The organism is Pseudoalteromonas sp. S4492, from assembly GCF_005886115.1.
In the GTDB taxonomy this organism is placed as follows: domain Bacteria; phylum Pseudomonadota; class Gammaproteobacteria; order Enterobacterales; family Alteromonadaceae; genus Pseudoalteromonas; species Pseudoalteromonas gelatinilytica.
Genome location: NZ_PNCP01000005.1, coordinates 1 through 25,412, shown reverse-complemented (window position 1 = coordinate 25,412; position 25,412 = coordinate 1). Strand labels below are relative to the sequence as shown.

General features: G+C 42.0%; 23 protein-coding genes. 9 read left to right on the top strand and 14 right to left on the bottom strand.

Annotated features, from left to right (window positions below; translation table 11 throughout):
* Window positions 1–230 precede the first annotated feature (230 nt).
* From CWC28_RS02185 to CWC28_RS02175, 3 genes are read left to right on the top strand one after another with little or no spacing between them, the layout of a single operon-like run.
* A complete protein-coding gene (locus tag CWC28_RS02185; RefSeq protein WP_138624660.1) occupies window positions 231–1,559 on the top strand; it encodes a GH1 family beta-glucosidase in 1,329 nt (442 codons plus the stop codon).
* 24 nt (window positions 1,560–1,583) lie between these two features.
* Window positions 1,584–2,915, top strand: coding sequence for a glycoside-pentoside-hexuronide (GPH):cation symporter (locus CWC28_RS02180; protein WP_138624659.1), 1,332 nt, complete (start codon window positions 1,584–1,586; stop codon window positions 2,913–2,915).
* 21 nt (window positions 2,916–2,936) lie between these two features.
* The gene (locus CWC28_RS02175) at window positions 2,937–3,935 is read left to right on the top strand and encodes a LacI family DNA-binding transcriptional regulator (protein ID WP_063702186.1); all 999 of its coding nucleotides are present in this window, start codon (window positions 2,937–2,939) and stop codon (window positions 3,933–3,935) included.
* Here CWC28_RS02175 and CWC28_RS02170 read toward each other — a convergent pair.
* The 5 genes from CWC28_RS02170 to CWC28_RS02150 are packed head-to-tail and all read right to left on the bottom strand — an operon-like array spanning window position 3,922 to window position 9,464.
* The gene (locus CWC28_RS02170) at window positions 3,922–5,889 is read right to left on the bottom strand and encodes a response regulator (RefSeq protein WP_105180191.1); all 1,968 of its coding nucleotides are present in this window, start codon (window positions 5,887–5,889) and stop codon (window positions 3,922–3,924) included. The two genes, CWC28_RS02175 and CWC28_RS02170, sit on opposite strands and share 14 nt — an antisense overlap.
* A 50-nt stretch (window positions 5,890–5,939) precedes the next feature.
* Window positions 5,940–6,401 (bottom strand): response regulator, encoded by a 462-nt coding sequence (locus tag CWC28_RS02165; RefSeq protein ID WP_062566100.1) that lies wholly within the window; start codon window positions 6,399–6,401, stop codon window positions 5,940–5,942.
* Window positions 6,401–7,879: a sensor histidine kinase gene (locus CWC28_RS02160; protein ID WP_063702182.1), complete on the bottom strand. Its 1,479-nt coding sequence runs from the start codon at window positions 7,877–7,879 to the stop codon at window positions 6,401–6,403. The genes CWC28_RS02165 and CWC28_RS02160 overlap by 1 nt, the downstream gene beginning before the upstream one ends.
* Before the next feature lie 22 nt (window positions 7,880–7,901).
* The gene (locus CWC28_RS02155; RefSeq protein WP_063702180.1) at window positions 7,902–8,111 is read right to left on the bottom strand and encodes a hypothetical protein; all 210 of its coding nucleotides are present in this window, start codon (window positions 8,109–8,111) and stop codon (window positions 7,902–7,904) included.
* Window positions 8,112–8,123: 12 nt separating this feature from the next.
* Window positions 8,124–9,464 (bottom strand): sigma-54-dependent transcriptional regulator, encoded by a 1,341-nt coding sequence (locus CWC28_RS02150; protein ID WP_063702178.1) that lies wholly within the window; start codon window positions 9,462–9,464, stop codon window positions 8,124–8,126.
* Between the two features lie 216 nt (window positions 9,465–9,680).
* Between CWC28_RS02150 and CWC28_RS02145 the strand changes: the two genes are divergently transcribed.
* On the top strand, window positions 9,681–10,193 hold the full coding sequence (locus CWC28_RS02145) for an NUDIX hydrolase (RefSeq protein WP_063702176.1): 513 nt from the start codon (window positions 9,681–9,683) through the stop codon (window positions 10,191–10,193).
* Window positions 10,194–10,274: 81 nt separating this feature from the next.
* Window positions 10,275–10,808, top strand: coding sequence for a cytochrome b (locus CWC28_RS02140; RefSeq protein ID WP_138624658.1), 534 nt, complete (start codon window positions 10,275–10,277; stop codon window positions 10,806–10,808).
* 7 nt (window positions 10,809–10,815) lie between these two features.
* Here CWC28_RS02140 and CWC28_RS02135 read toward each other — a convergent pair whose 3' ends face one another.
* The 3 genes from CWC28_RS02135 to CWC28_RS02125 are packed head-to-tail and all read right to left on the bottom strand — an operon-like array spanning window position 10,816 to window position 12,960.
* Window positions 10,816–11,310, bottom strand: a complete 495-nt coding sequence (locus tag CWC28_RS02135; protein WP_105180187.1) for a YgjV family protein — start codon at window positions 11,308–11,310, stop codon at window positions 10,816–10,818.
* A gap of 49 nt (window positions 11,311–11,359) precedes the next feature.
* Window positions 11,360–11,926 (bottom strand): Crp/Fnr family transcriptional regulator, encoded by a 567-nt coding sequence (locus CWC28_RS02130; RefSeq protein WP_138624657.1) that lies wholly within the window; start codon window positions 11,924–11,926, stop codon window positions 11,360–11,362.
* Window positions 11,923–12,960, bottom strand: coding sequence for an NAD(P)H-dependent flavin oxidoreductase (locus CWC28_RS02125; protein ID WP_138624656.1), 1,038 nt, complete (start codon window positions 12,958–12,960; stop codon window positions 11,923–11,925). The genes CWC28_RS02130 and CWC28_RS02125 overlap by 4 nt, the downstream gene beginning before the upstream one ends.
* Window positions 12,961–13,126: 166 nt before the next feature.
* Here CWC28_RS02125 and CWC28_RS02120 point away from each other — a divergent pair, with 166 nt between their 5' ends.
* Entirely contained in the window at window positions 13,127–14,503 is a 1,377-nt protein-coding gene (locus tag CWC28_RS02120; protein ID WP_138624669.1) for an NAD-dependent succinate-semialdehyde dehydrogenase, read from the top strand.
* Window positions 14,504–14,701: 198 nt separating this feature from the next.
* Here the strand turns inward: CWC28_RS02120 and CWC28_RS02115 are convergent, their stop codons facing one another.
* From CWC28_RS02115 to CWC28_RS02105, 3 genes are all read right to left on the bottom strand, one after another.
* Window positions 14,702–15,784, bottom strand: coding sequence for an endonuclease/exonuclease/phosphatase family protein (locus tag CWC28_RS02115; RefSeq protein ID WP_138624655.1), 1,083 nt, complete (start codon window positions 15,782–15,784; stop codon window positions 14,702–14,704).
* A gap of 17 nt (window positions 15,785–15,801) precedes the next feature.
* Complete coding sequence (locus CWC28_RS02110) at window positions 15,802–16,122, bottom strand: hypothetical protein (RefSeq protein ID WP_138624654.1); 321 nt, start codon at window positions 16,120–16,122, stop codon at window positions 15,802–15,804.
* A gap of 99 nt (window positions 16,123–16,221) precedes the next feature.
* On the bottom strand, window positions 16,222–16,653 hold the full coding sequence (locus tag CWC28_RS02105; RefSeq protein WP_105180184.1) for a hypothetical protein: 432 nt from the start codon (window positions 16,651–16,653) through the stop codon (window positions 16,222–16,224).
* Between the two features lie 251 nt (window positions 16,654–16,904).
* Here CWC28_RS02105 and rhlP point away from each other — a divergent pair, with 251 nt between their 5' ends.
* From rhlP to CWC28_RS02090, 3 genes are all read left to right on the top strand, one after another.
* Complete coding sequence (rhlP, locus tag CWC28_RS02100) at window positions 16,905–17,717, top strand: rhombotarget lipoprotein (protein ID WP_138624653.1); 813 nt, start codon at window positions 16,905–16,907, stop codon at window positions 17,715–17,717.
* An 88-nt stretch (window positions 17,718–17,805) separates the two neighbouring features.
* Window positions 17,806–19,863, top strand: a complete 2,058-nt coding sequence (locus CWC28_RS02095; protein ID WP_138624652.1) for a TonB-dependent receptor — start codon at window positions 17,806–17,808, stop codon at window positions 19,861–19,863.
* 66 nt (window positions 19,864–19,929) lie between these two features.
* Complete coding sequence (locus CWC28_RS02090) at window positions 19,930–21,144, top strand: MFS transporter (RefSeq protein ID WP_138624651.1); 1,215 nt, start codon at window positions 19,930–19,932, stop codon at window positions 21,142–21,144.
* Between the two features lie 14 nt (window positions 21,145–21,158).
* Here the strand turns inward: CWC28_RS02090 and CWC28_RS02085 are convergent, their stop codons facing one another.
* The 3 genes from CWC28_RS02085 to CWC28_RS02075 are packed head-to-tail and all read right to left on the bottom strand — an operon-like array spanning window position 21,159 to window position 24,802.
* Complete coding sequence (locus CWC28_RS02085) at window positions 21,159–21,569, bottom strand: GFA family protein (protein WP_105180180.1); 411 nt, start codon at window positions 21,567–21,569, stop codon at window positions 21,159–21,161.
* Window position 21,570: 1 nt separating this feature from the next.
* Window positions 21,571–22,584 carry a fatty acid desaturase gene (locus CWC28_RS02080; protein ID WP_138624650.1) on the bottom strand — a complete coding sequence of 338 codons (1,014 nt, stop codon included), beginning with the start codon at window positions 22,582–22,584 and terminating at the stop codon, window positions 21,571–21,573.
* Between the two features lie 46 nt (window positions 22,585–22,630).
* Window positions 22,631–24,802 (bottom strand): putative bifunctional diguanylate cyclase/phosphodiesterase, encoded by a 2,172-nt coding sequence (locus CWC28_RS02075; RefSeq protein WP_105180178.1) that lies wholly within the window; start codon window positions 24,800–24,802, stop codon window positions 22,631–22,633.
* Window positions 24,803–25,412 lie beyond the last annotated feature (610 nt).

Genomic DNA, 25,412 nt, shown 5'->3' with positions numbered 1-25,412 from the left:
TTTTTCTTCTCTAGTTAATTATATTTATCAGTTTGTTACAGCAACGTTTGGTACTTAATCACTAACAACAAATAGCGAAATATGTTGCAACATTAAATGTAAGCGCTTACATTTATAACATATAAATCATATTTAGCAATTTATTTGCAGAAAAATTGTAAGCGCTTACAGTCGAGTCTAAGCTCTAATTAGCCAAGCCTTACACTTAACCCGAAGGACGAGTATCAACTGTGTATAAATCAATTTCACTGTTACCAGATTCATCTTTACTCAAGCCCGAGTTCACGTTCGGTGTGGCAACAGCCTCATTCCAGATTGAAGGGGCACGCGATAAGCGCCTCGATTGTATCTGGGATACATTTTGCGAAAAGCCTGGCGCTATTGCAGACCAAAGCCATGGCGATGTAGCTTGTGACCATGTTGCACGTTGGCAGCAAGATGTCGAGATGATTGCAGATTTGGCTGTCGATGCTTACCGCTTATCAATTTCGTGGCCGAGGGTCATGTTGCAAGATGGCTCGGTTAACGAGCAAGGTATGGCGTTTTATGCCCAGCTATTATCGGCGTTAAAAGCACGTAACATTAAGACCTATGTCACCTTATATCACTGGGATTTACCTCAATACCTTGAAGATAATGGCGGTTGGTTAAACCGCGATACGGCCTATAAATTCAAAGAATATACCGAACTTGTTACTCAACATTTAGGCCATTTGGTTGATTCATTCGCCACCTTGAACGAACCATTTTGTAGTGCTTACTTAGGTTATGAAGTGGGTGTACATGCACCTGGCATAAAATCACAACAAGCTGGCCGACAAGCAGCGCACCACTTACTACTCGCCCACGGCCTTGCTATGCAAGTATTACGTAAAAACTGCCCAGACACAGAAGCGGGTATCGTATTAAACTTCAGCCCAACGTATCCTTTAACAGCCGATGATAAAAAAGCCGCAGAACTTGCCGATCAATATCATAATCAATGGTATATCAAAGCGGTTTTAGAGGGGGCTTACCCTTCTTTACTGGATGATTTAGCAGATGAAGTTAAACCAACTATTATTGCTGGCGATATGACGATTATTAGTCAAGCCGTCGACTTTATTGGCGTTAACTATTATACCCGCATACACTACAAAAATACTGCTGATGGCTGGTTTGAAGAAGCAAGCCTTACGGATGTTCGTGTTACCGATATGGGCTGGGAAGTTTACCCACAAGGTTTAACAGAGCTTTTAGTATCACTTCATCAGCAATATGATTTACCAAAAATGTATATTACTGAAAATGGCGCAGCCATGGCCGACACGCTAGAAAATGGTGAAGTGAACGACATAGAACGCGTAGATTATTATCACACTCACCTAAATGCAGTATGTGATGCAATTCGTCAAGGTGTTGATATTCAAGGCTACTTTGCGTGGAGCTTAATGGACAACTTTGAATGGGCGTATGGCTACGAAAAGCGCTTTGGGTTAGTTTATATTGATTATCAAAGCCAACAACGCATTTTAAAAGAAAGCGCAAAACAATATCGCGCGCTGCTCAAACAGCGATAAAAATAACAACAATCGAGAACACACATGCTGACAAAAAGAGAAAAAATAGCCTACGGATTAGGCGACACAGCAAGTAATATCATCTTTCAAACGGTGATGTTATTTTTAACTTTTTTCTATACTGATATCTTTGGTATTTCACCCGCGATTGTTGGCACCTTGTTTTTGGTGGTGAGAGTCGTTGATGCAATTACCGACCCATTAATGGGAGCCTTAACCGATTCAACCCGCACTAAGTGGGGAAGCTATCGTCCCTACTTACTCTGGCTTGCTTTACCATTTGGGGTGATCAGCATGATCACCTTCACCACGCCAGACCTACCTGAATCAGGCAAAGTCATTTACGCGTTTGTCACTTACACTTTGCTAATGCTGGTTTACACCGCGATCAATATTCCTTACTCAGCCTTAGGTGGGGTATTAAGTGGCGACCCGAAAGAGCGAGTATCCATTCAATCTTATCGCTTTGTGTTTGGTATGCTGGGCGGCTTAATTGTCAGTGCCTGTACTTTGCCTTTGGTAAACTGGCTTGGCAAAGGTGATAACGCTACGGGCTACCAACTCACTATGGCCCTGATGAGCGGCTTAGGTGTGATCTTATTTCTAATTTGTTTTCGCTTTACCAAAGAGCGCGTAGCTGCTCATAACAGCTCATCGTTGAGCTGGAAAACCCGCATGAATACGCTATGGCAAAATGGCCCATTTAAAGTATTGTGCTTTGCCGCATTTATGCTGTTAACCAGTATGGTACTACGCACCACACTTGCCATTTACTATGTAAAATATGTGCTTGGTGAAGCTGAGCTGGTCACCTACTTTGTTACCATCGGCATGATAGGTAATATTTTGGGCTGCGCCTGTGCAAACCCACTCAGCAAACGTGTTGATAAGAAAACCGCCTATATTCGTTTGCAATATATTTCTGCGGCAATTAGTTGCGTGGCATTTTGGTTGCCGGGCGAACAGCTGATACTTGCCTTTGCGGTGTACTTTTTATGGTGTTTCTTCACGCAAATGGCAACCCCGTTACTGTGGGCAAAAATGGCCGACACCATAGATTACGGGCAGTGGAAAACCGGTGAAAGGCTAACAGGCCTAGTCTACGCAAGCGTGGTCTTTTTCATTAAGCTTGGTCTTGCCCTTGGCGGTGCCATTGCAGGTTGGTTACTGGCATTTTATGGCTATGAAGCCAATACCGAACTCAGTGAACACACGCTTTCGGGTATCTTAATTTCATTTACCCTTTATCCAGCAATAGGTAGTATGCTTGTCGCATTTATCATGAAAAGGTATATTCTTGATAATCAAACGGTTGAGCAGATCAGTGCCAATTTATCGTTAAAGCAGCATCCATAACTTTGTTTAAAAAGGAATAACATGGCCACCATTTACGAGGTGTCGAAACTTGCAGGTGTTTCTCTTGCAACCGTTTCACGAGTAATGAACAACAATGCAAATGTCAGTGATGCAACGCGTAAAAAAGTCACTGCCGCAATGGATGAGCTTGGCTATCGACCTAACTCTATTGCCCAGTCATTGGCATCAAATTGCTCGAACAGTGTTGGCCTACTGGTCTCTGAATTACAAGGTCCGTTTTACGGGCCTATGATGAGTGGCATTGAAAATACCTTTCGTAACCAAGGCAAACATCTGATTATTGCTGCAGGTCACAGTGATGAAGAACGCGAAAAACAAGGGATTGAATTTTTAATTAGCCGTAACTGCGATGGCCTTATTTTGCATGTTGAAGCAGTCAGCGACGACTACCTTATTAAGCTCAGTAAAGGTCGCACGCCGTTTGTTTTGATCAACCGCTATATCAGCGAACTCAGTGACCGCTGTATTTTGCTTAACAACATCAACGGTGGCTATTTAGCGGCGAAACATGTGTTAGAGCAAGGTCATAAAAATATTGCCTACATCAGCGGTCCACTATGGAAACAAGATGCCAAAGACCGCCTAGAAGGTCATAAGCAAGCACTGGCTGAGTTTAATCTTGAGTTTGATGAAAACCTCTTATTCCAAGGTGATTTCATGGAAGCGAGCGGTTATGAAGGGTTAAAGGCGCTGCATCAACAAACGCATCCATTCACGGCGCTTATCTGTGCCAATGATGAAATGGCAGTGGGTGCCATGGCAAGCGCGCGTGATTTAGGGCTAACTTTACCTAAGCAATTGTCGATTATGGGTTACGATAACGTGTTTTTCACCCGTCACGTTTACCCACAATTGAGCACTGTTAATTATCCAATAAATGAAATGGGCCGCATGGCAGCAGATTGGGTGTTAAGCCATGTTTATCAAAAACAAACACCACCGCTACAAACGCTATTTGAACCTGAACTTGTTATTAGGCATTCAATTAGCCGCCAATAAGCTCAGATAACAAACCAAGATTAATCGGCTTTAACAGCACTTGCTCAATCTCAAGTTGCTTGATTTTTTCTGGTTCTGGCTCGGCGCCACTAACAATGACTAACTTTAAGTCGGGGTGGCGCTGTTTTATCTGCTGGGCTAAATCAAGCCCTCCACCATCAGGCAAATGCATATCCAGTAATACTTTAGCAAAATTTTGATCGTCACTCAGCGTCGCAAGACATGCAGCACAACTTGGCGCTATAACAGTTTCAACACCTAAGCTTTCAAGCAATAACTGAGTGATTTGCGCCGCATCACTGTCGTCTTCGACCAGTAAATAACGTGTACTTTGTAATGTCATTTCAGGGCTGTCGTCTTGCTCAACCACAGGTGCAGTATTGCCTTCGCAAATATAATGATTGAGCACTTGGTAAAGCAGCCCAGAATCAACCGGCTTGGCAATCATATCGTTAAAGCCAAGCGCGCTTAACTCAGTTTTCACCCCTTTCATGGTGGCAGCTGTAAGCGCGATGATTGGTCCTTGATAACCCATTTTACGAAGCTCAATAGTGGCTTCTTTGCCGCCCATAACCGGCATATGCAAATCAATAAATACAATATCAAAAGGCTTACCCGCTTGCTCTGCATTAGCTACTTTTTCAATTGCTTGTTTACCGTGCTCGGCATAATCCACTTCTGCGCCAGTGCTGGTGATCATATGGCCAACGAGATTACGTAAATCTTTTAGGTCGTCGACCACCAACACTCGCCCAGTGGTTTTTAACGTTGCTAGTTTTTGCTGGCAATCGGGGTTTGAATCAAAGCGCAGCACTTGGCGTTCAATATCTCGAATATTGCCAGGGTAAATCGAAAGGGTAAATTCAGAGCCCACGCCTTGCGTTGATTCAAGTTCAATAGAACCTTGCATACGACTAAGTAACTCTGAACAAATAGCAAGCCCCAACCCTGCTCCACCGACATCTCGTGATTCTACATCAGCAATTTGTTCAAATGGTTTAAAGATCAGTGCTTGTTTTTCAGCTGGAATACCAAGGCCTGTGTCTTTAATACTAAAAAACAGCATTTCTCGTTCATTAACCCAAGCAGTCCAAGCACGCACGGTGATCTCGCCTTGGTTGGTAAACTTAATTGCATTATTAATAATGTTAATGAGGATTTGGCGTAGCCGTGTAGCGTCTGTGTTTATAACTAAAGGCAAGGCTTGCTGTGACTCAAATTTAAGTGTTAAGCCTTTATCAAGCGCAGAAACGCGCATTAAGGTATAAACGTCAGCCATTAGGCTATCTAAGTTAACATCACTGCAATTGAGCTCCAGTTTATCGGCAGCAATCTTTGATAGGTCGAGCACATCATTAAGCAAACTCAGTAAATGTTTACCATTTCGGTAAATCACACCCAACTCATTTTGAGCATGCTGATTTTTATCACTTTGCATGAGTAACTCTGTGTAACCCAAGATAGAAGACAGAGGTGTGCGTAACTCATGACTCAAATGGGCCAAAAAGCGGTCTTTAGAGCGGTTTTCAGCTTCTGCTTTTAAACGCTCAACACGCTCATCTTCAACATCTCGGCGAGCTAAAGCGTAGCGTATAGCACGGGCAAAGCGGCTAGAGTTCATCTCGCTTTTAACCAGATAATCAACCGCACCGGCATCGAGCGCTGCAGAATCGAGAGCTTCATCTGATTGCCCGGTTAGCATGATAATCGGGCCGCGAAAGCCATTTGCCACAGCCCGTTTTAATACTTCGAGGCCATCTGATGCGCCTAAGCGATAATCTAACAAACAAATATCATGTTTGTTTTCGCTAAGCTCACTAATGGCCTCTTCAGGGCAACTTAACCACTCAACATCGAATGTATGGGAACCTAATTGGTCTAGGTAGTCGCAAGTAAGAATATAATCGTCTTCGTCGTCTTCTACTAAGAGTAATCGGGTTACCTTGTCTAACATTCTTATTCCTTATTCCAATTTGCTTAATTAAGTATTTATGCGAATTGGACTTAATCGTTCTGTGATGTTGGCAGCTCTACAAACTCTACCCAGTATTTCCCTAGTGTTTGCATTAACTCAACTAAACCTTCAAAAGTAACCGGTTTAGTGATGTATGATGCAGCGCCCAAGTCGTAGCCTTTAACCATATCTTCTTCTTGTTTTGATGTGGTTAAAATCACAACCGGTATGCCCTTCAAGTTAGGGTTGGCTTTGATGGCTTGTAAAGCTTCTCGACCATCCATACGCGGCATATTTAAATCGAGTAAAATCAAGCCCGGACGAGGCGAGTTTTCTTTTTCACTAAATTTGCCTTTACGCTCAAGGTATTCAAGCAGTTCTACACCGTCTTCAACAAAAAACAGCTCGTTCAATACACGGCTTTCGGCCAATGCGTCTTGGGTTAATAAACGATCATCTTCGTCGTCATCAGCCATTAAAATGGTAATTGGTTTAACTTTATTAAGTGGCATTACGCCTCTCCTTGTAATGTGAAAAGCGATGCTTCCACGGGTAATTTAATAGTGAAACTTGCACCCTCACCAACGCGACTGCTTGCGGTTATTTCTCCGCCGTGACGCTCAACAATACGGCGACAAACCGATAAACCTATGCCTGTGCCTTTATATTGAGAACGACCATGCAATCGCTGAAACGGAACAAATATTTTTTCGAGATACTCTTCAGAAAAGCCGATGCCGTTATCTGAAATTGTAATAACTTCCCACTCCACATCGCTATTGTGAGTTTCGCTAAATTCTGACGTTCGTTGGTATGCAATATCAATCACAGGCGCAACATTCTCACGTCTAAACTTCACCGCATTAGAAAGAATATTTAAGAACAATTGCAGCATTTGGCTTGGATCGGCTTGAATGTGCGGTAAAGTATCAAGGTTAACTGTGGTTTCAGATTCTTTTATCGCAATTTCAAGATCATCAAGAACTTCTGCAACAACTTCATTTAAATCAGTATCAGTAAAATCTTTACCCCGGGTGGTTACGCGAGAGAACTCAAGCAGGTCATTGATTAAATTAGACATACGCTGCGCCGCATTTTTCATCCGGCTAATATAGTCGATACCTTTTTCACCGAGTTCATCTTTAAACATCTTTTCAAGGCGGTCACTGAAAGCTTGGATCTTACGCAGTGGCTCTTGTAAATCATGACTTGCAACAAAAGCAAAGTCTTCAAGCTCTCTGTTAGAGCGGCTTAGTTCGTCAGAATAGATGGTTAGCTCTTGCGTGCGCTCTGCGACTTTTGCCGCCAAGTTCTCGTTTTGTTGTTCAAGCTCTGCCCTGTACTTAGTTTGGTTGCGTAGGTTAATACGAGTTAACACAAACATACCAATAATCAATAAGGTACTGGTCACAGCGGTTATCAAAAATGTGAGCTTTGCTTCGTTTTTAATTTGCGACAGCTTCGCAAACTGCTCGATTTTAAAGTTAAGCTCACGCATTTGAATTTCATCAACCGCTACACGAATGTCTTTATATAATTCGCGGCCTTGGTCTGTTAGCAACAGTTGGCGTGCTTTAAGATCTTTATTTGCAAGGGCCAGATCGGTGGTTTTAGTCATCACCGCCACTTTGTCGTTTACTAGATAAATTAACCGCGCAATGCGGTCTGCCTGACCGGGTATTTCTGAATGCAAACTTTTCACAAGCATGATTTGCGCTTGCATCGACGCAATCGCATCATTGTAAGGGAGTAAATAGTCTTTACGATCGGTTAATAGATAACCACGCTGACCAGACTCAGCTTGCACCACAGATAAGTGCAAACGCTCAATCGCAGTGTTGAGTGAGTTGGTATTATCAAGGCTACTTTGTGTTTCAGTGAGTGAGCGAATGCTATTAAGTGCTAAAAATGCATTAGCCACCACAATACAAAGCACCACGGCAATAAAGCCAGCCCAACTGACTGCTATTTTTCCTTTTTGTTTTTGCATTTACTTCTCAATCTATGAGTGCTTAATCAGCTGCGTGAGCGTCGCTTATTTCCTGTAAGTGCTCACTACACTGCTGACAATTAGCAATAATTTTATTCAATGCCTCAAGTGCTTTTTGTTTTGGCATATCATTTTCTAATACGAGCTTAACTAACTCAGCATTCATCGAAATACGGTTTAGTGGCGCACGTGCATCATGCACCATTTTTCGTAAAGACTCGTTATTATTCATAGTTATCCTTTGTTATTTGTATTCGCCAATGCCTCCATAAGCATTTAAACGGTTATAAAGTGTTTTAGTACTGATCCCCAGCATTTGTGCTGCAATCGTCTTATTACCTTGTACTTTGTCTAAGGTCGCGTGGATCAATTCTTTTTCAACTTCTTCAATAGTTTGCCCAGCAACAACTTGGTTTGCTTGACTCTCTTTATTCACTTTAGAAAATGGCGACTCTAATGAATCAGGTAATGTAATAACGGAGCCTTTCGGGTCACTCATAATAAAAGCACGGTGAATAGCGTGACGAAGCTCACGTACGTTACCCGGCCAATCATGGGCCTCAAGCTCTTTGATTTGCGCCGCTTGCCATTTAAAGTCAGTGCCGTTTTCTTCATTAAGCTGCTCTAAAAAGGCATTGGCAAGCAGTGGAATATCTTCTTTGCGCTCACGAAGCGGTGGAATATCAATGGGGAATACCGCTAAACGAAAGTAAATGTCTTCACGTATAACATTGTTTTGCGCAAGGTCGGTCAAGGTGCGATTTGTTGCAGAAATAACACGGCAATTCACTGCTTGCTCTTTGGTGCCACCCACTCGAGTTACTTTTTTGCTTTCAAGCACACGCAGTAAATTTGGCTGCATATCAATTGGCATTTCGGTCACTTCATCTAAAAATAAAGTACCACCCGCAGCTTGCTCAAACACCCCCTCTTTACGAGCAATCGCGCCTGTAAATGCGCCCTTTTCATGGCCAAAAAGCTCGCTACCAATCAGCTCTTTTGAAAATGCACCACAGTTGGTTGCTACTAACGGACCATCACAGTCAGTCGCATTATGAATCGCCTGCGCCACCACTTCTTTACCTGCACCACTTTCACCCATCAACATCACATTAGCAGAAGTGGCAGCGACGCGTTCAATCATAGTGTAAAGCTTTTGCATCACTTCAGATTCACCTATTAGAGTGCCGAAGTGGCGCTTGATTGCTGGCGTTGCTTTTTTCTTAGGGGCTGCTTTTTTAGGGTTAAGTACACGCTCAATGTCTTCACGTTGCAGTGGCTTAACTAGATGGCCGACATTTGGCTCACACATTTCAGCCAGCTTACCTTTTACTGAAGGGTGACCTGAAATTAACGTAACACGAGGCGATTGACCGATTGCTTTTAAGTGCTCAAGTAAATGAAGGCCGCTGCCATCTGGCAACATAAAATCTAAAAAGACATGATCAAACGTATTGTTTTCAAACCATTGCTCCGCTTCAGCAAGGTTCGCTGCAGTATTTATATTGTGCCCGAGGAACTCAACAATGTGACAAACTACATCACTAAATTCACTGTCATCATCAACCAAAAGTACGTTTAACATATTCATTCCCTAAGCTTTTTTAATCATTTTACGCACAGTTATATTGAAATGAAAACTATATGCGCTAGATACCTAAATAGTTCTTAATTCCAGTTATATTACCTTATTAGTTTCAATTTGGGGTAAGCATAATGAATTAAATGCGAAAAAAAAGTTATTATGGCACGTTCAATATTAAGCTAAGCTGTACTTGCATTAATTTAAAGTTGTAATCCTATGAAGTTATTAAGAAAAGTAGTTCACCCAAGTTTAAGTAATGACTATGGCACGGTGTTTATTCGTAACACTGCCCGCGCCATTGTTTTAAAAGGTGAACAAATACTACTTTTATACACCGCCCGTTATGATGACTACAGCCTACCTGGTGGTGGCGTTGATGAAGGCGAAAGCATTGAGCAAGGGCTTCTACGAGAGTTACATGAAGAAACAGGCGCACAACAAATTCAAATAAAGCAGCCACTAGGATTATACGAAGAAGTTAGGCCTTGGTATAAAGACGACTTTGATTGTGTTCATATCAAATCCTATTGCTACTTCTGTGAAATTAGTGATGAATTTGCAGACCCAAAAATGGAGCACTACGAAGTGCAAAATGGTATGCACCCTAAGTGGGTGAATATTTTTGATGCCATTGCACATAACGAAACCACCATGGCAATGAGTGAGAAACAGGGCCTATCGATTCAGCGCGAAACCTTTTTATTAAAGCTGATTGCTGACACTCTTTAAGTTACTTTACATTACTTTACGCAACCCTCTGCCATTGTGGCAGTCTATACTTATAATTAAAGCCAATTATAAGAGTAAACCATGAGTAAAGTAGCTGCCCTTTCAAAACCAACCATCCTGTTACATTGGACCGTTGCCATATTGTTTATCGGCGTATTTGCGATGGGCATTTATGTTGCAGATTTTGCCGAGCCCCCCGCTAAATTTACCTATATGGGTTGGCATAAATCAATGGGCTTAGTGGTATTGGTTTTTGCCATTGCAAGACTCATTTGGCGTATTAAAGAAGGCGCATTACCTGCAACATCTGCAATGCCTAAATGGCAAACAGCAGTTGCTCACCTCACTCATGGCTTATTGTTACTTGCGACCCTAGCTATGCCGCTTTCTGGCTTTATCATGAGCTATGCGGGCGGTCGTGCAATTAGCTTCTTTGAGTTTGAGCTATTGAGCGCACCAGAGAAAACACCTTGGCTTGCTGATGCAGGCAGCTTTGTACACCACAGTTCAGTGCTTATTATCGTGGTGATTTTAGCCTTGCACATTGCCGCAGCACTTAAACACCAGTTTGTTGACAAAGATGGCATGCTGAGCCGCATTCTAGGTAAGTCTTAAATCAAATTTAAGCGGGCTTAGGGTGAGCATAAAAGCGCCATAAGCCCACTAAATTACTTATTAAAAAGACCGTCTCCATAAGCACTGCCAATGGTGAAAAAACCAAGATGTTATGGACTATCCAGCCAATCGTGCCAACAATCATCAGTATACGTAAGGTAAAGTCTTTGCCTTGGAATGAAGCGTAGGTTTGCAGTAATGTTGCCGACAGCGCGATAAAGCTCACCCAGCTTTGCCAAGTAAATAGTACTGCGCTAATACTCAAAAGCATAAAAGCTATCATCACCCAGCTTTTGCGGGCAAAAATACAATAGCCATAACGCAGTGCAGCAATCAGCATTAAGCTTGCTGCACTAAAGTTTTCGAGCAACATAAAGTGCACAGATGTCAGTAAAACCGAGCTAAACAAACAAGCTAAAATTGCCTGTCTTTGTTTAAATTGAAAAGAAGCCAAATCGAGTAATGTGGCAATGGCAACTAGGCTCTGAGATAAAATAAACATAACGACTCCTGAAAAATCAGTAGTGTAATGTTCACTATTTTGCTACGCCTTAACTTAAGTTAAGACGCCGTCTAATTCGCGATAAAGAAATCGCAGAAATCCCTAAATACATAGCAACCTCGTTTAAACTCAGTTGTTCAAGCCAATGCGGTTTTTGTTCCAGTAAATATTGATAACGCTGCTCAGGGGTATTGAGTAATAAAAACGCTTCTTTTGCTTCTTTAAACAATAATTGCTGACTAACTAACTGATGTTTAATTGCTTGCCAGTCAGCACTATCAAGTAAAACCAAAGGCACCTTAATAAGCTCAGCATCACGTATCACTTTGAGCTGGTAAAGCGCTGGGGTTTTGGTTAACCAGTTACCATATAGCAGTGCAAATTCATCTTGAAAGTAGAACTCTTTACACTTTTGCGCACCTTGCGATGATGCATGTAATGCCCCAAGCACCCCTGATATAATTAAGTAACCTGCATCTTGTTCGTCGCCTTGCTGCAATAAAACATCACCTTTAGCGTAACGCTTTATAGCGCATTGCCCAGCAAGCTTGTTACGAAATTCACAGGCTAGTTGATGGTAACTATCACCGAGCGGAAGTAACTGGGTATCTATCAAGATTGCCAACCTTGCATTAGTAATTCAGTCATTTGCTTGGCGTTTATACCTTCTCGAACCACAAAGCGCTCACCACACCAAAGCGGTGAAAAACCACTGTCACCTTTAGCCTCTGCTTTTGCACGTAATGCCGTCATCGCAATCGACGCATACGGAAAAGGCGGCGCTTGCTCTGGCATCGCGCCTAACTCTTGCATCACTCTGTTGCGTATTCCTCGTGCCGGGCGGCCAGAAAACAATGTCGTCAATTCGGTTGAGTTTGGTGCTGCTGTTTTTAATACTTCACGATGCAAAGCACTTGTTGTCGCTTCTTCACAAAGTAAGTAAGCGCTCCCTACCTGCACTGCTGCTACACCTAATGCTTGATAGTGTGCTACATCTTCTGCTGTACAAATTCCACCAGCTGCAATAACGGGAATATCAAGCTTTACACACTCTCGCACCAATTGCGCTGTGGTTGGTTGCAGCGATAAATCCATCGATAAAAAATGGCCGCGGTGGCCGCCTGCTTCAATCCCTTGTGCGATAACCGCATCGGCACCATTTGCTTGTAACCAACGCGCTTCATCTAACGTTGTGGCTGATGAAAGAACGACCCCGCCCCATGCTTTTATTTGAGAAACAATCTCTTTACTTGGCAGACCAAAGTGAAAGCTCACAACAGCAGGCTTATAAGGGGCGATAATATCGATCACTTGCTGATTAATTGGCTGGCGTGAGGCGTTACGGGTAAATTGTGAGACATCGACAGCAAACTCATCAAAATAAGGTGTAAGCACATTATGCCAAGCAGTTTGCTGAGCCAGTGAATAGTCAGGTGTTTGATGGCAAAAGAAATTAAGATTGAACGGCTTATCCGTCTGCTGACTAATGTAATCAAGCTCTGAGACAAGCTGCTCAGCCGAGAGCATAGCGCAAGGTAACGAGCCAAGCCCCCCAGCTTCACACACAGCCACTGTCAGCTTGGCATTTTGCACACCCGCCATCGGTGCTTGAATAATCGCAAGTTCGGTATTTAACACTGAGTTTGTCATTACGTATTCCTTGTAAGTTTTGCAGCCTGTTGCAGTTTTTACAGAAAAAAGAGTGCCTAGTTAAGATTAAATAAAAATAAAAGGCATTTAAATCATATAGATAAAATATCGAAAATTAGGTATTAGCCTTGCAAACCTTTTCCTACAATTTTGTAAGGAGATAATGATGACTGATACTGTAACTACAATCAATCCAGCCAATGAGCAAACCTTAAATACGTATAATTTATTGTCATTGCAACAAGCACAGAGTGAAGTTGACCAATGTCATCAAGCTTTTTTAAAGTGGCGCACCACATCCCATAAACAGCGCGCTAAATTACTCAATCAACTTGCACAAGTGATTGAGTCTAATCAACAAGAATTAGCCCAATTGATGACCGATGAAATGGGTAAGTTATATCAACAAGGCCTACAAGAAGTTGAGCTTTGCGCTGCAATTTGTCGCTATACCGCTGAGCAAGGGCCCAAAGTGCTTGCTGATGAAAGCCGTGATATGCAAGACGGGCACGCAATTATCAGCTATCAACCCATCGGTGTCGTTTTAGGTATCCAACCTTGGAACTTCCCGCTTTATCAAGTTATTCGCTATGCTTGCGCGAATATCATGGCGGGTAATACCACGGTGCTAAAACATGCAGGCAATGTATTTGGCATGGCCGAAAAAATTGAGCAGTTATTTACTCAAGCAGGTTTTGATGACTATTGCTTTAAAAACTTACTGATTGACGGCAAAACCGCAAGCAAGCTTATTGAGCACTCAGCTATTCGTGGCGTGACATTTACTGGTAGCGACGAAACAGGCAAAAAAGTGGCTGAGCTTGCGGGTAAACAGGTTAAGAAAACGGTACTCGAACTTGGCAGTAACGATGCCTATGTTGTACTCGATGATGCTGACTTAAATACGGCGATTACCGCATGTACGCAAGGGCGCTTGATCAATAACGGGCAAACCTGTGTTGCAGCAAAACGCTTTATTGTGGTTGATGCCTTATACGATGATTTTAAAGCCCTAATTAAAGAGCAATTTGAACAGGTTGTTCTTGGTGATCCGAATGATGAAAAAACCACACTCGGCCCAATGGCCCGTAAAGATCTACGCGATAAGCTTCATCAGCAAGTGACTGAATCAGTCAATGCAGGTGCGAGCATTATTACCGGCGGTAAAGTTGCCGAACACTCAGGCTTTTATTACACCCCGACTCTACTTGAAAATATAAAACCGGGCATGCCCGCCTATGATGATGAGTTATTTGGCCCTGTAGCATCGCTTATCAGGGCTAAAGATAACGCTGAAGCAATGCAAATTGCTAATGATTCACGCTATGGTCTTGGTGGCGGTATTTTCTCAAAAGATGAACAAGCAGCCATTGAACTTGCAAAACACCATTTTGATACCGGTATGGTGAATATCAATGGCTATGGCCTTGCGCAGCCGAACTTACCATTTGGTGGTGTAAAAGACAGTGGCTATGGCCGTGAACACGGCGGCTTTGGACTACGAGAATTTGTTAATATCAAAACTATTATGGTCAACGACTAACCACAAAAAGGGCTCATTAGAGCCCTTTTTAATACTAAAACGTATCACTTTTCATACCAATCCGCTTAATTAAGTAGTCTATTTTGAGGCAATAAAACCTCGTTGATAACAAGGCAAAAATTTCGTTATTTAGTTGTTCTAAATGAGAAATTTTTAACGCAGTTAGCGACAGGTTTTATCCCTCAAAATGATTAAGTATTATTGCGGGTTGGTATCAAACATTGGCACTTGCTGTTTAGAGGCTGATGGCATTTTTAACTCATCCACGGCTTTTTCTTTATCAATCTGCTCTTGTTGTTTTTGATTGTCAGAGTCGGGGTTATAAACAAGCTCAGTAAGCAGTGCAAAGTGATCAGAACCATACTTTGCCAAACGCTCAATACGCTTAACACTAAACTCATTACTATGAAAAAGGTGATCAAGCGGCCAGCGCATAAAGAAATAGCTGGCATGAAAGGTATTAAAAAAGCCGCGACCTTTACGTGGGTCTAACAAACCGCTAATACGCATAAACAAGCGGGTACTACGCGACCATGCAACATCATTTAGATCTCCTGCAACAATACAAGGTCGCTGTCTGTTTTTAAGTGCTTTCGCTAAAATTATCAGCTCAGTATCACGCGGTCGAGAGCTGTCTTCTTCTGTGGGGCTCGGAGGAGCAGGATGAATAAAGTGCCCTTGTACTTCTACGCCATCTGCATCTTCGAACAAAATATGGATTGAGGGGATATCGCTTTCTATAAGCTCACAAACTTGCTGTTGTTTAATTTTAAACTTGCTGTACAAGTGCATGCCATAACGATTATCTTTTGGGCAGTACACTCGATATGGGTACTCTTGTTCTAAACTGCTCAGTTTATTTTGCCAAGTTTGATCAGACTCTAACGTAATGAGTAAATCAGGTTGATGCGTGTTAACTAAACCAATGAGTTGGTCATATTCAGTGTTCGACATCAGTACATTTGCCGACATAATACGAATACTGTGCTTATCGGATTTATTGCTTGAGGCAACTTCTTTATTAGCGAGCCTTGTGTAAGGGTAAATCCAGCCGACTTGTAAAAGCAACACGACGATACTCGCCAGAGCACAACCAATATAAAGCGCGGAGCCCGTAGGACTGATTAAATAGCTTGCAGCAATTAAACTCGCACAAGCAAGGTAAACCACTTGCAAGCGTACAAAGTCACAACTGCGAATTAAATAATGTTGGGAATATGAAAATGGCAAGATTGAGACCACTAGCAGCATGGCCAATAGTGAACTCAATCCATAAGTCATGAACGATTCAAGCAAAACTAGCGGCTCAGAATAGAAATAATTTCTCGGGTATCTTCCACTACACGCACGACAGTATCGTCGACTTGAATTGAAATTAGACCATCTCTGTCTCGTGATTTAATCACTTTACCGCGGCGGTAAATATCACGGTCAAGAATATCGCCTTTACGTAATTTCTTTTGCCAACCAGGTGGTAAATCACCACCATTATCAAGTTTCTTTTCAAGGCCAGGTGGCAGACTTTTATTTTTGTCCTTATCCTTGTCTTTATCTTTTGCAAGTGCGCCAGCCGTCACTAGGCTTAAACCAATCACTGCAACTGTTAACAATGCTTTCATGCGAGTGCTCCTTTTATTAGTCCCAATTAAGCGTAGCAAGTTTTTCTGAACTGGGTATGAAACAAGCTAAAAAAAGCCGCTAAGCGGCTTTTGACAGGATTAACGATGGCGAGTAACGATTGATAAAATCTCTCGCGTATCGTGTACTAAATGAATAAGACGGTCATCGATTTCGATGGCAATAATGCCATTTCGGTCGCGACGTTTAATCACTCGACCATGGCGATATATATCTCGGTCAAGAATATCACCATGGTGATAACGCTTATACCAACCTGGTGGTAAGCCACCACCATGTCCTACTTTTTTGTATAAACCGGGTGGTAAATCACGGTAGCTGTAATAGTCATATCGGTCATGGCGATCATGTCTGTCATGATGGTGATGCTTGTGATGTTTTTTATGTTTATGCTTTTTGCGTTCGTGTTTTTGTTCGTATCTATCATGGTCACGATCATGTTTCGCGTTTGCTTCCATAGGTATCAAACTCAAACCTAAAACGGCAACTGAGATAGTAATTAATTTATTCATAATAGAGACCCTCAACGTTTGCTCTTGATAAAAAGCCTAACGTTTTAGCCTGAATCATAGATGAAGGGTTACAATTTAAAAACGCAACTGTTTACATATCAACACATTAGAAAGCCAATCTTTACATTTCTTTAAACATCTTTGGCACTATTTACGAAAAATCAAGTCTGAGTTACAGTTCCAGTTGCAGTGTTTGTCTTTATATTTGCAACATAAACAAACGCTTCTTCACTACATAATAAGGATAATTTATGAATGTACTAAAATGGTGTTTGATAATTAGTATTACTGCACTAACAGGTTGTAGTGCCATGATGAGCCAATATGGCAATCAAAAAACGCAATCAAGTTCATTGGTTGAGTACCTTTACCCAGACCAACAAGACAGAGCTGCACACCAAGCAACGATTCCAACCTTGAACTTACCTGCCACAGTAGGGATTGCCTTTATCCCTAACAAGTACAATGATGGCTTGCATCATGGGGATGAAGTCGCACTGCTTAATAAAGTTAAAAAGCAGTTTATGCAATATGACTACATAGACCGTATTGAAGTGATCCCAAGCACTTACTTAAAAGGTAGTGAAGGATTTACCGCATTAGAGCAAGTTTCTCGTTTATATGATGTGGATATTATGGCGCTTGTTTCGTACGACCAAGTGTCGCAAAGCTTAGAAAATAACGCTGCGTTTTTATATCTAACGATTGTTGGTTTATATGTGATTCCGGGCAATGAAAACTCAGTACAAACCTTTGTAGATACCGCCGTATTTGACGTAAAAAGCCGAAAAATGCTGTTTCGCGCGCCAGGTATTCATAAAGCAGAGCAACGCAGCACAGCGATTGGCATCGATGAAGTCGCTAAAGAGCAGTCACTAGCAAGCTTTAATGGTGCAGTTGATGACATGATCACGAATCTCGATGCTGAATTGGCGCAATTTAAAACCCGCGTAAAAGAAGAAAAAGTGGCTAATGTCACGCACAGAAATGGTACTGGCGGCAGTAGCTTATTCTGGTTAGTGGCAGTACTGGCAGGTTTTGCCGTACATCGCCGTAGTGCATAACAGACAAAGTTATTAATCGCGAAAGCTTTTACCCATCCTAAAAAGCAGATACCCTTTGGTTTTTGTTGTACCTAACCAAAGGGTTTTCATGAAGTTGTCGATACTCTCAGTGCTTGTGAGCACCTCATTATTTAACCATCAAGCTTTCGCTAATAATGAGCTAGAACATATTACAACGACCGCCTCGCGCAGCGAAGTGTTGGCAGATCCATTGCCTGTTGTCGTCAGCAGTATTTCACAAAAGCAACTGGCTCTTATCGCTCCAACTCATATTGAACAAGCCCTAAAGCAAGTGGCCGGTGCTAATCTTCAACATGGTAACGGACAAGAGTATTTACCCGCTTTACGTTCACCTGTACTTTCTGGCGCAGGTGCCTGTGGCGGCTTACTCACTGCCGAAGACGGTATTCCACTTCGCGCAGCCGGTTTTTGCAACATCAATGAATTATTCGAAGCCCACACTGAAATGGCTGAACGCATCGAAGTACTGAAAGGTCCGGGCTCTGCACTTTATGGTTCAAACGCTGTGCATGGTGTGATCAACGTAATCACCCCAGATACAACCTACGACTATAACCAACTTGGTTTTGATTACGGCTCGTTTGGCTACACCCGCTACAAACTAGGTACGGGGCGTGACTTTGGCCAGCAAGGTTTAGGCATTAATGCTACGATCACCCGAGATACGGGTTATCGTGATGATGAAAGTGTTGACCAAGAAAAACTTTCGCTACGTCACCGTTTTGATGGCAAAAAACTAAACGTAAGTACAGGCCTGACTTACACCCATTTAGATCAACAAACGGCTGGTTTTATTGAAGGCTTTGAAAGCTATAAAGATGAGCAAATAGCTCAGTCTAATTTTGCCCCAGATGCATTTCGTAAAGCCCGCTCTTTACGTGTTTGGTCGAAGCTAAATTGGACACAAGATGAGGCTAACAGCTTTACCATAACGCCTTATATCCGCGACCAAGACATGACCTTCTTTAAGCATTTTTTACCGGGTACTCCCCTTGAAGAAAATGCTCAGCAAGGTGTTGGTATACAATCAAGCTGGCAGCATAAGTTAACAGGTTCTAGCCTGTTAACTGTTGGCTTTGATGGTGAGCTTACGGATGCTGATTTTTTACAATATCAAGATAGCCCAACTGAAGGCTCAGCGTTTTTAGTCGCCACCGTGCCACTAGGTAAACATTATGACTATCAAGTAACTAGCACCCTATTAGCACCATTTGTTAACCTTGATTGGCAGCTTGATGAGTTACTCATCAGCCTGGGTGGCCGATACGAGCGTATGCGATATGACTACAACAACCATATGTTGGCTGGTCGTACAAAAGATGATGGCACAGAGTGCGCCATGGGCGGATGTCGCTATTCTCGACCAGAAAGCGGCGTAAATCGCTTTACTAACTTCTCGCCAAAGCTTGGTTTAAGCTATCAATATGCTGAAAACCAGTTTATCTATGCCAATGCATCAGAAGGTTATCGAGCACCGCAAGCGGCAGAGCTTTATCAGTTACAGCGCGAGCAAAATGTCGCAGATCTGAAATCTGAAACAGCTAAAAACCTAGAGCTTGGTTTAAAAGGTCAACAAGCACAGCTGCATTATGTAGTTAGCTTTTATGCAATGAATAAAAAGAACGTAATTTTCCGAGACAGTGATTTTTATTACGTCAATGATGGCCAAACCCAGCATCGTGGTATTGAGCTTGAACTAGCCTATGCCATAACGCCTAGCTTATCGATGCAGTTAGCCGCGAGCCACGCCAAGCATACATACAGTTATGACCAATTACTTAGCGGAGTTAATATCAATGGTAATCTCATTGATACTGCACCACGTAACATCGCTAACTTACAGCTACTATGGCAAGCAAACGACATAACGCGTGTTGGCCTTGAGTTACATACCACCAGCAGCTACTTTACTGATCCTGAAAACCAGCATAGTTACGAAGGCCATTCATTAGTAAATTTAAGAGCGGCGTGGCAGCTAACAGACAACCTAACGGTGACTGCGCGAATAAACAATTTAACCGACGAGCGTTATGCAGAGCGCGCTGACTACACTACATTTAGTGGCGACCGCTACTTTCCAGGTAGACCGCGCAATGCCATGTTATCAGCAAGTTATCAGTTTTAAATAACCGCATTTTTTGGTGAGCTATCTCATAGTTCACCCACGCTGTTTAGTGTTTTGGTATGATAAATGTACCTCTTGCTATTACTCCTAAACAGCGTGACATCTTCTCAAAATCTAATTCGTAACCTTCTTTTAGTGCTGGGCATTTTTCTTATTGCAGCCAGTTTACGTGCCCCTATCACTGGTATTGCACCGGTGCTTGAACAGATCATTGAACAATTTAAGTTAAATGCATCACAAGCTGGCATGTTGACGACATTACCTTTAATCGCGTTTGCTATTGCCTCGCCTATGGCAGCAAGCCTTGCTAAAAAGTGCGGCCTTGAAGTATCACTGTTCATTGCCCTGGTACTCATAGGCATAGGGGTTGTCTCTCGAGTTATTGATTCTGCCACCGTGCTATTTATTGGCACCGCTGTAATTGGTGTCGGTATCGCGATTGGTAATGTGCTATTACCTAGCTTGATAAAACGTGACTTTCCACACAAAGTAGCAGTAATGACGTCTAGTTATGTTTTGGCAATGGGTATATTTGGTGGCAGCTATTCAGCACTCATCATTCCGCTAGCTGAATACAAAGAACTTGGCTGGCAATTGGCGCTTGCCAGTTATGCCTTATTGGTTGTGCTGGCTATTGTGGTGTGGTTGCCACAACTTAAGCAACATACCATGCCAAAACAGGCATCCGTTTCAAACAGTACACAAAGCAAAATTTGGCACTCTACACTTGCTTGGCAAATCACCTTATTGCTCGGCTTTAACTCATTTTTCACTTATATCATGCTAGGTTGGCTACCCAGCATTTTAATAGAAGGCGGCCATAGTGCGCAGCATGCGGGTGCTTTGCAAGGCGCCTTTCAAGTTGCCTCTGCGCTGCCAGGAATTGTGCTTATTCCACTACTTGCCAAATTAAAAGATCAACGCATCTTAACCCTAAGCTTAGCGTTACTTGGCGCGCTTTGTTCTGTTGGATTATTAATTGCGCCTAGTTTTGCGATGCTTTGGTCAGTCACCTTAGGGTTTTGCTCAGGTGCCTGTTTTATCTTGGGCTTATCATTTGTAAGCCTGCGCACTCATGACTCAATGCAAGCTGCGGCGTTATCGGGTATGGCGCAATGTATCGGGTATTTATTGGCTGCAACAGGCCCTATTATTGCGGGCGCCTTACATAGTTATTTTAATAACTGGGCGGGAGCACTTTGGCTGTGTATTGCATCAAGCCTATTGTGTGCTTTATTTGGTTACTTAAGTGGCCGAAATATCACTATCGGCCAACAATAAATATGAAACCGCAGCTATTTAGGGGCGGTTTCAAAGGCGCTCATATTACTAAGGTTATCGAGCCAAGGTTTATGTGAGCGATACCAAATATGAGCTTTTGGAATAAGCTTATCAGCTTGCTCTATAGCGCCAATACGTAAGCCATAAATACGTTCACCTGCACCTACAGAAGTCGCGTATAAGGCTGTACCACAGTTACCACAAAACCCTTGCGCACGCTGATTACCACTCTCGGCAATTTTTATATATTCTTTTGGCTCAGCACCTGTAAAGGTAACCCCATCAGGCATAGACACCACAACCGTGCGAAATGGCGCACCCGAGATAATTTGACAGTCAGTACAGTGACAGTTAATCACTTTATTTTCATCCACTTCTGCGTGGTAAGTGACTTCACCACAATGGCAACGGCCGGTGACCTTCATATTAAATTCCTTGTTGAGATGATTGCCCTTTTACAGGGTAGTGATTGGCATGTTCTAAGCTTTGAAAATCATTAAAACGTACCCCATGCTGGGCCATAATAGGACGTATTTTTTTGCTGATCAATTGTCTAATATAAAAGGGCTGATTCGGCACAAAATGATGGATTGTGTGGGTGCGACCAAAATCAAAACAAAATAGCTGAAACGGTAAAAACCAACGGCTGGTGATCACATGCGTTTGCTCAAGTAAATTATTTACACCGCCATAATAATGCATTGAGGATGTCACTAAGTTAAGAGAACTCGAACGAATAATATTAGGCACAATAAGTATCACCATTAAAAACTCGGCTCCCGCCAGTAATTCAGCTCCCCACGGCGGCAATGTAAATGGCTGTACAAACTGCACTGCGTAATAAGCAATTACCCCATAAAGAATCGCAAAATACGCGGTTGCAATCGGAAAGCCTGCATTAAACACCCGTAAAAACTTAAAACCGCTAATTTCTTTACTAAATCGCTTGGTGTTAACTAGCAAACCTAGCAGACCATCAGTAATGACCAAGGCTCTTAAAAATGGCGATTTAATGCCATTGCCCACTAAACGCTCTTCTAAATCTTGTGAGGTGCCGGATACTTTATGGTGATGTAAATGAATCTTTCTGCGATACCAAGGATTAACTGTATTTGGCCGCATAAGCCACACTGTTAACATCATAAAGTTATGTATAAAAGGACGATTACTAAAATACTGCTTATGGATAAGGTCATGCTCAAGCTCATGCGATATCGAGGTAATAAAGGCAGCCAGAATAATACACAGCCACGAGGGAATAACCGCTAAATAATAAAGTGTTGCAACAGCGATTAGTGAACACAACGACGCCAGCAGAATAATCATCGCAATGGCGTTTTGCTGGTTAAGAATAGGGAAACGCGTTCTAAGCGATTGCTCTTCGGCTTTTATCGCTGTAACAATCGCCTTTATGTTTTGCTTTGCGGTTAATTCTGACATCACAAGGTTTGCTAACTGATTGATGTCAAAATCATACCGTAATTAACTACTGCTCTCGAGAGAATTGCGTTAAAAATGGCACTACATCATTTGCTGGCAACGGCTTAGAAAAGTAATAACCTTGGATATAATCACAACCGGCTTCAGTAAGCACAGCCAATTGCTCGCGCTCTTCAACTCCTTCTGCAACGACTTTAATACCCAGTACACGACTCATTTGAATAATCGATTTAACCAGCGCTTCGTCGCCTAAATCAACATGTACTTCATCAATAAATGACTTATCAAGTTTAAGTACATCAACCGGAAAACGACGCAAGTAGCTAAGAGACGAATAACCCGTACCAAAATCATCTAACGAAATTAAACACCCAGCTTGCTTCAACTGCTTTAACACATCGAGATGATTCGTATTTTCTGGCGCTAAAACACTCTCAGTTAATTCAAATGAAATTTGTGATGGTTTAACCCCTTGCCCTTTAATAATCTCAAGCCATGCATTACGTTCAGGGTTAAACTCAGTAAATTCAAATAAAGAACGATTCACATTAAAAACAAAGTTTTCATAACCTTGTGCTTCTAACGCCTTTATTTGCTGGCAGGTTTTAATCAATACAAGTTCACCGAGGGGAATAATTACCCGCGACTCTTCTGCTAACGGAATAAACTCAGCAGGTGATACCCATTGCCCTTGGTTATTCCAACGCACTAAACTTTCGAATTTAGCGACCGTGTTATTTTCAATATCAATAATAGGTTGAAAATACACTTCTATGTCGTTGTTCTTTACGGCTTGTGTAAGCTGCTCAACCAGTAAGTTGTGCTTTTTAACCTTGTTATCCATCTCTTTGCAGAAAAACAGATATTCATCGCCTGTCTGTTTTGCATTCAAGGTAGCAAGCTCAGCTTGGCGAACTAAACGACGAGCAATTTTTTCGATTTTTTCTTGTGAAGTCGCCGTTCCAGCTTGCTCAAATTGACTAATGCCCAGCGTAACTGAAACCTGCTGACTAATGCCGCCTATAGAAACAGGCTCAACAAGTAACGCGGTAATTTGTTTGCAAACATGCTCTAGTTCACTGACATGCTGATAAGTTTGTAAGATAGCAAAACTATCACCATCGATACGTGAAAAAGCCGATTCTTTAAAGCTACCGTCGAGGCGTTCTGCAAGCTCACACAAAACCTTATCACCAAAGGTTAAGCCATAAACGGTGTTGATATCTTGAAACTTATCAACATCAAAGTAGATCACGGCTAAGTTAGTATTCTCATCATCTTGATAAGACAAAGATGATAGCAACTGGCATAAGTACTCTTTGAAGTAAAAACGATTGGTCAAACCGGTGAGTTGATCGTGGTTTGCATGAAAATAAATTTTCTGCTCAGCTTCTTTTTTCTCGGTGATATCCAAAATAAACGCCACATAGCAATCTTCACCATTATTTTGCATTTTGGTTATCGATAAAAACTGCGTGTACAACTTACCTTGTTTGGTTTTATTAGTGATCTCACCAGACCACTTACCCTCAGTATTAATTTGGTGCCACATTGCTTTATAAAAATGCGGGTCATACTTGTTTGAGCTTAAAATTTTTGGATTTTGCCCTAAGACTTCATCCAATGAATAACCCGTCATTTTAGTAAATGCGGTATTCGCGTAGGTAATATGTACGTTGTGGTCGCAAATAAAAATCGCTTCGTGACTTTGCTCAATCAGTTGGTTTGAGAAATCTAATTTAGCTATAAAGCGATCTTTTTCGATTTCACGCTGGATAAGACCAGTAAATAACGAGAAAAAAGACTCAATTTGCATCGCATCATTTATTTCATGCTGAAATAGCGCGACAAGAATGGTATCGGTTTTACCCGATATACTTTGTAAAGGCACACCCACATAGGCTTCGATACCCATATCAACGAGCATCTGATCATCTGGGAATAACTGCTGAACACCCGAGCTGAAACTAGAGATACTGCCACAGCTGACATCGTTACAAGGCGTACAGCGGATATCGTAGCTGATGTTTTCAACAATTTCGTCATGCGCACACAAAGCTATAGTCGTTGCATACAAAGTTGACTCATCGACTTGAGCTAAAAAAACATGAGAAGCACCAAGCACTTCTGATAAAGACAGGCATATTGCATTATAAAAGTTCTCACTTTTAAGATTTGAAATACTTTCAACAATACGCTTTAAGTCGTATGTACCCACGCTATGCTACCCTACCGATATTGTGCACTAAGTGATTGACTTCACTTATAGTTCAGACCGCAAATTGTATTATAAGATGTATTCAAACACCATCGTACTCTAGTCTTAAATGATTAATTTTCAACCAAATAAGCACACATTTTTCGTGGTTATTTGTAGGCTAAGCATAGTTTGAACTTGACCGCTTATAAATAGAACAAAAGTTGCTTTAATAAAGGCTGAATTGGTACTTAGATTTGAGTTATAGGCTCTGGGTGCTAGGTGCTAGGTGCTAGGTGCTAGGTGCTAGGTGCTAGGTGCTAGGTGCTAGGCGCTAGGCGCTAGGCGCTAGGCGCTAGGCAAAATGTACCCGTAGGAATGGCTTTAGCCATGAATTATGTTTTTCAGCATTGCTGGTTTGGTGTTATTTGGGTAGGTTTTGCTAGTTCGGCACTAAAGTACCTCCTACAATACCTTTACGAATTGAATTGCTGAGGGTGGTTTCAAAAACCAATAACCGCACCGATCTGATCTGACTCCATAAAAGTAGACACCTTTTTGGAGCCAGTAACCATGAAAGTAAAACCATATCGCAAACATTCGCTCGAATTTAAAATAAAAGTCGTTCAAT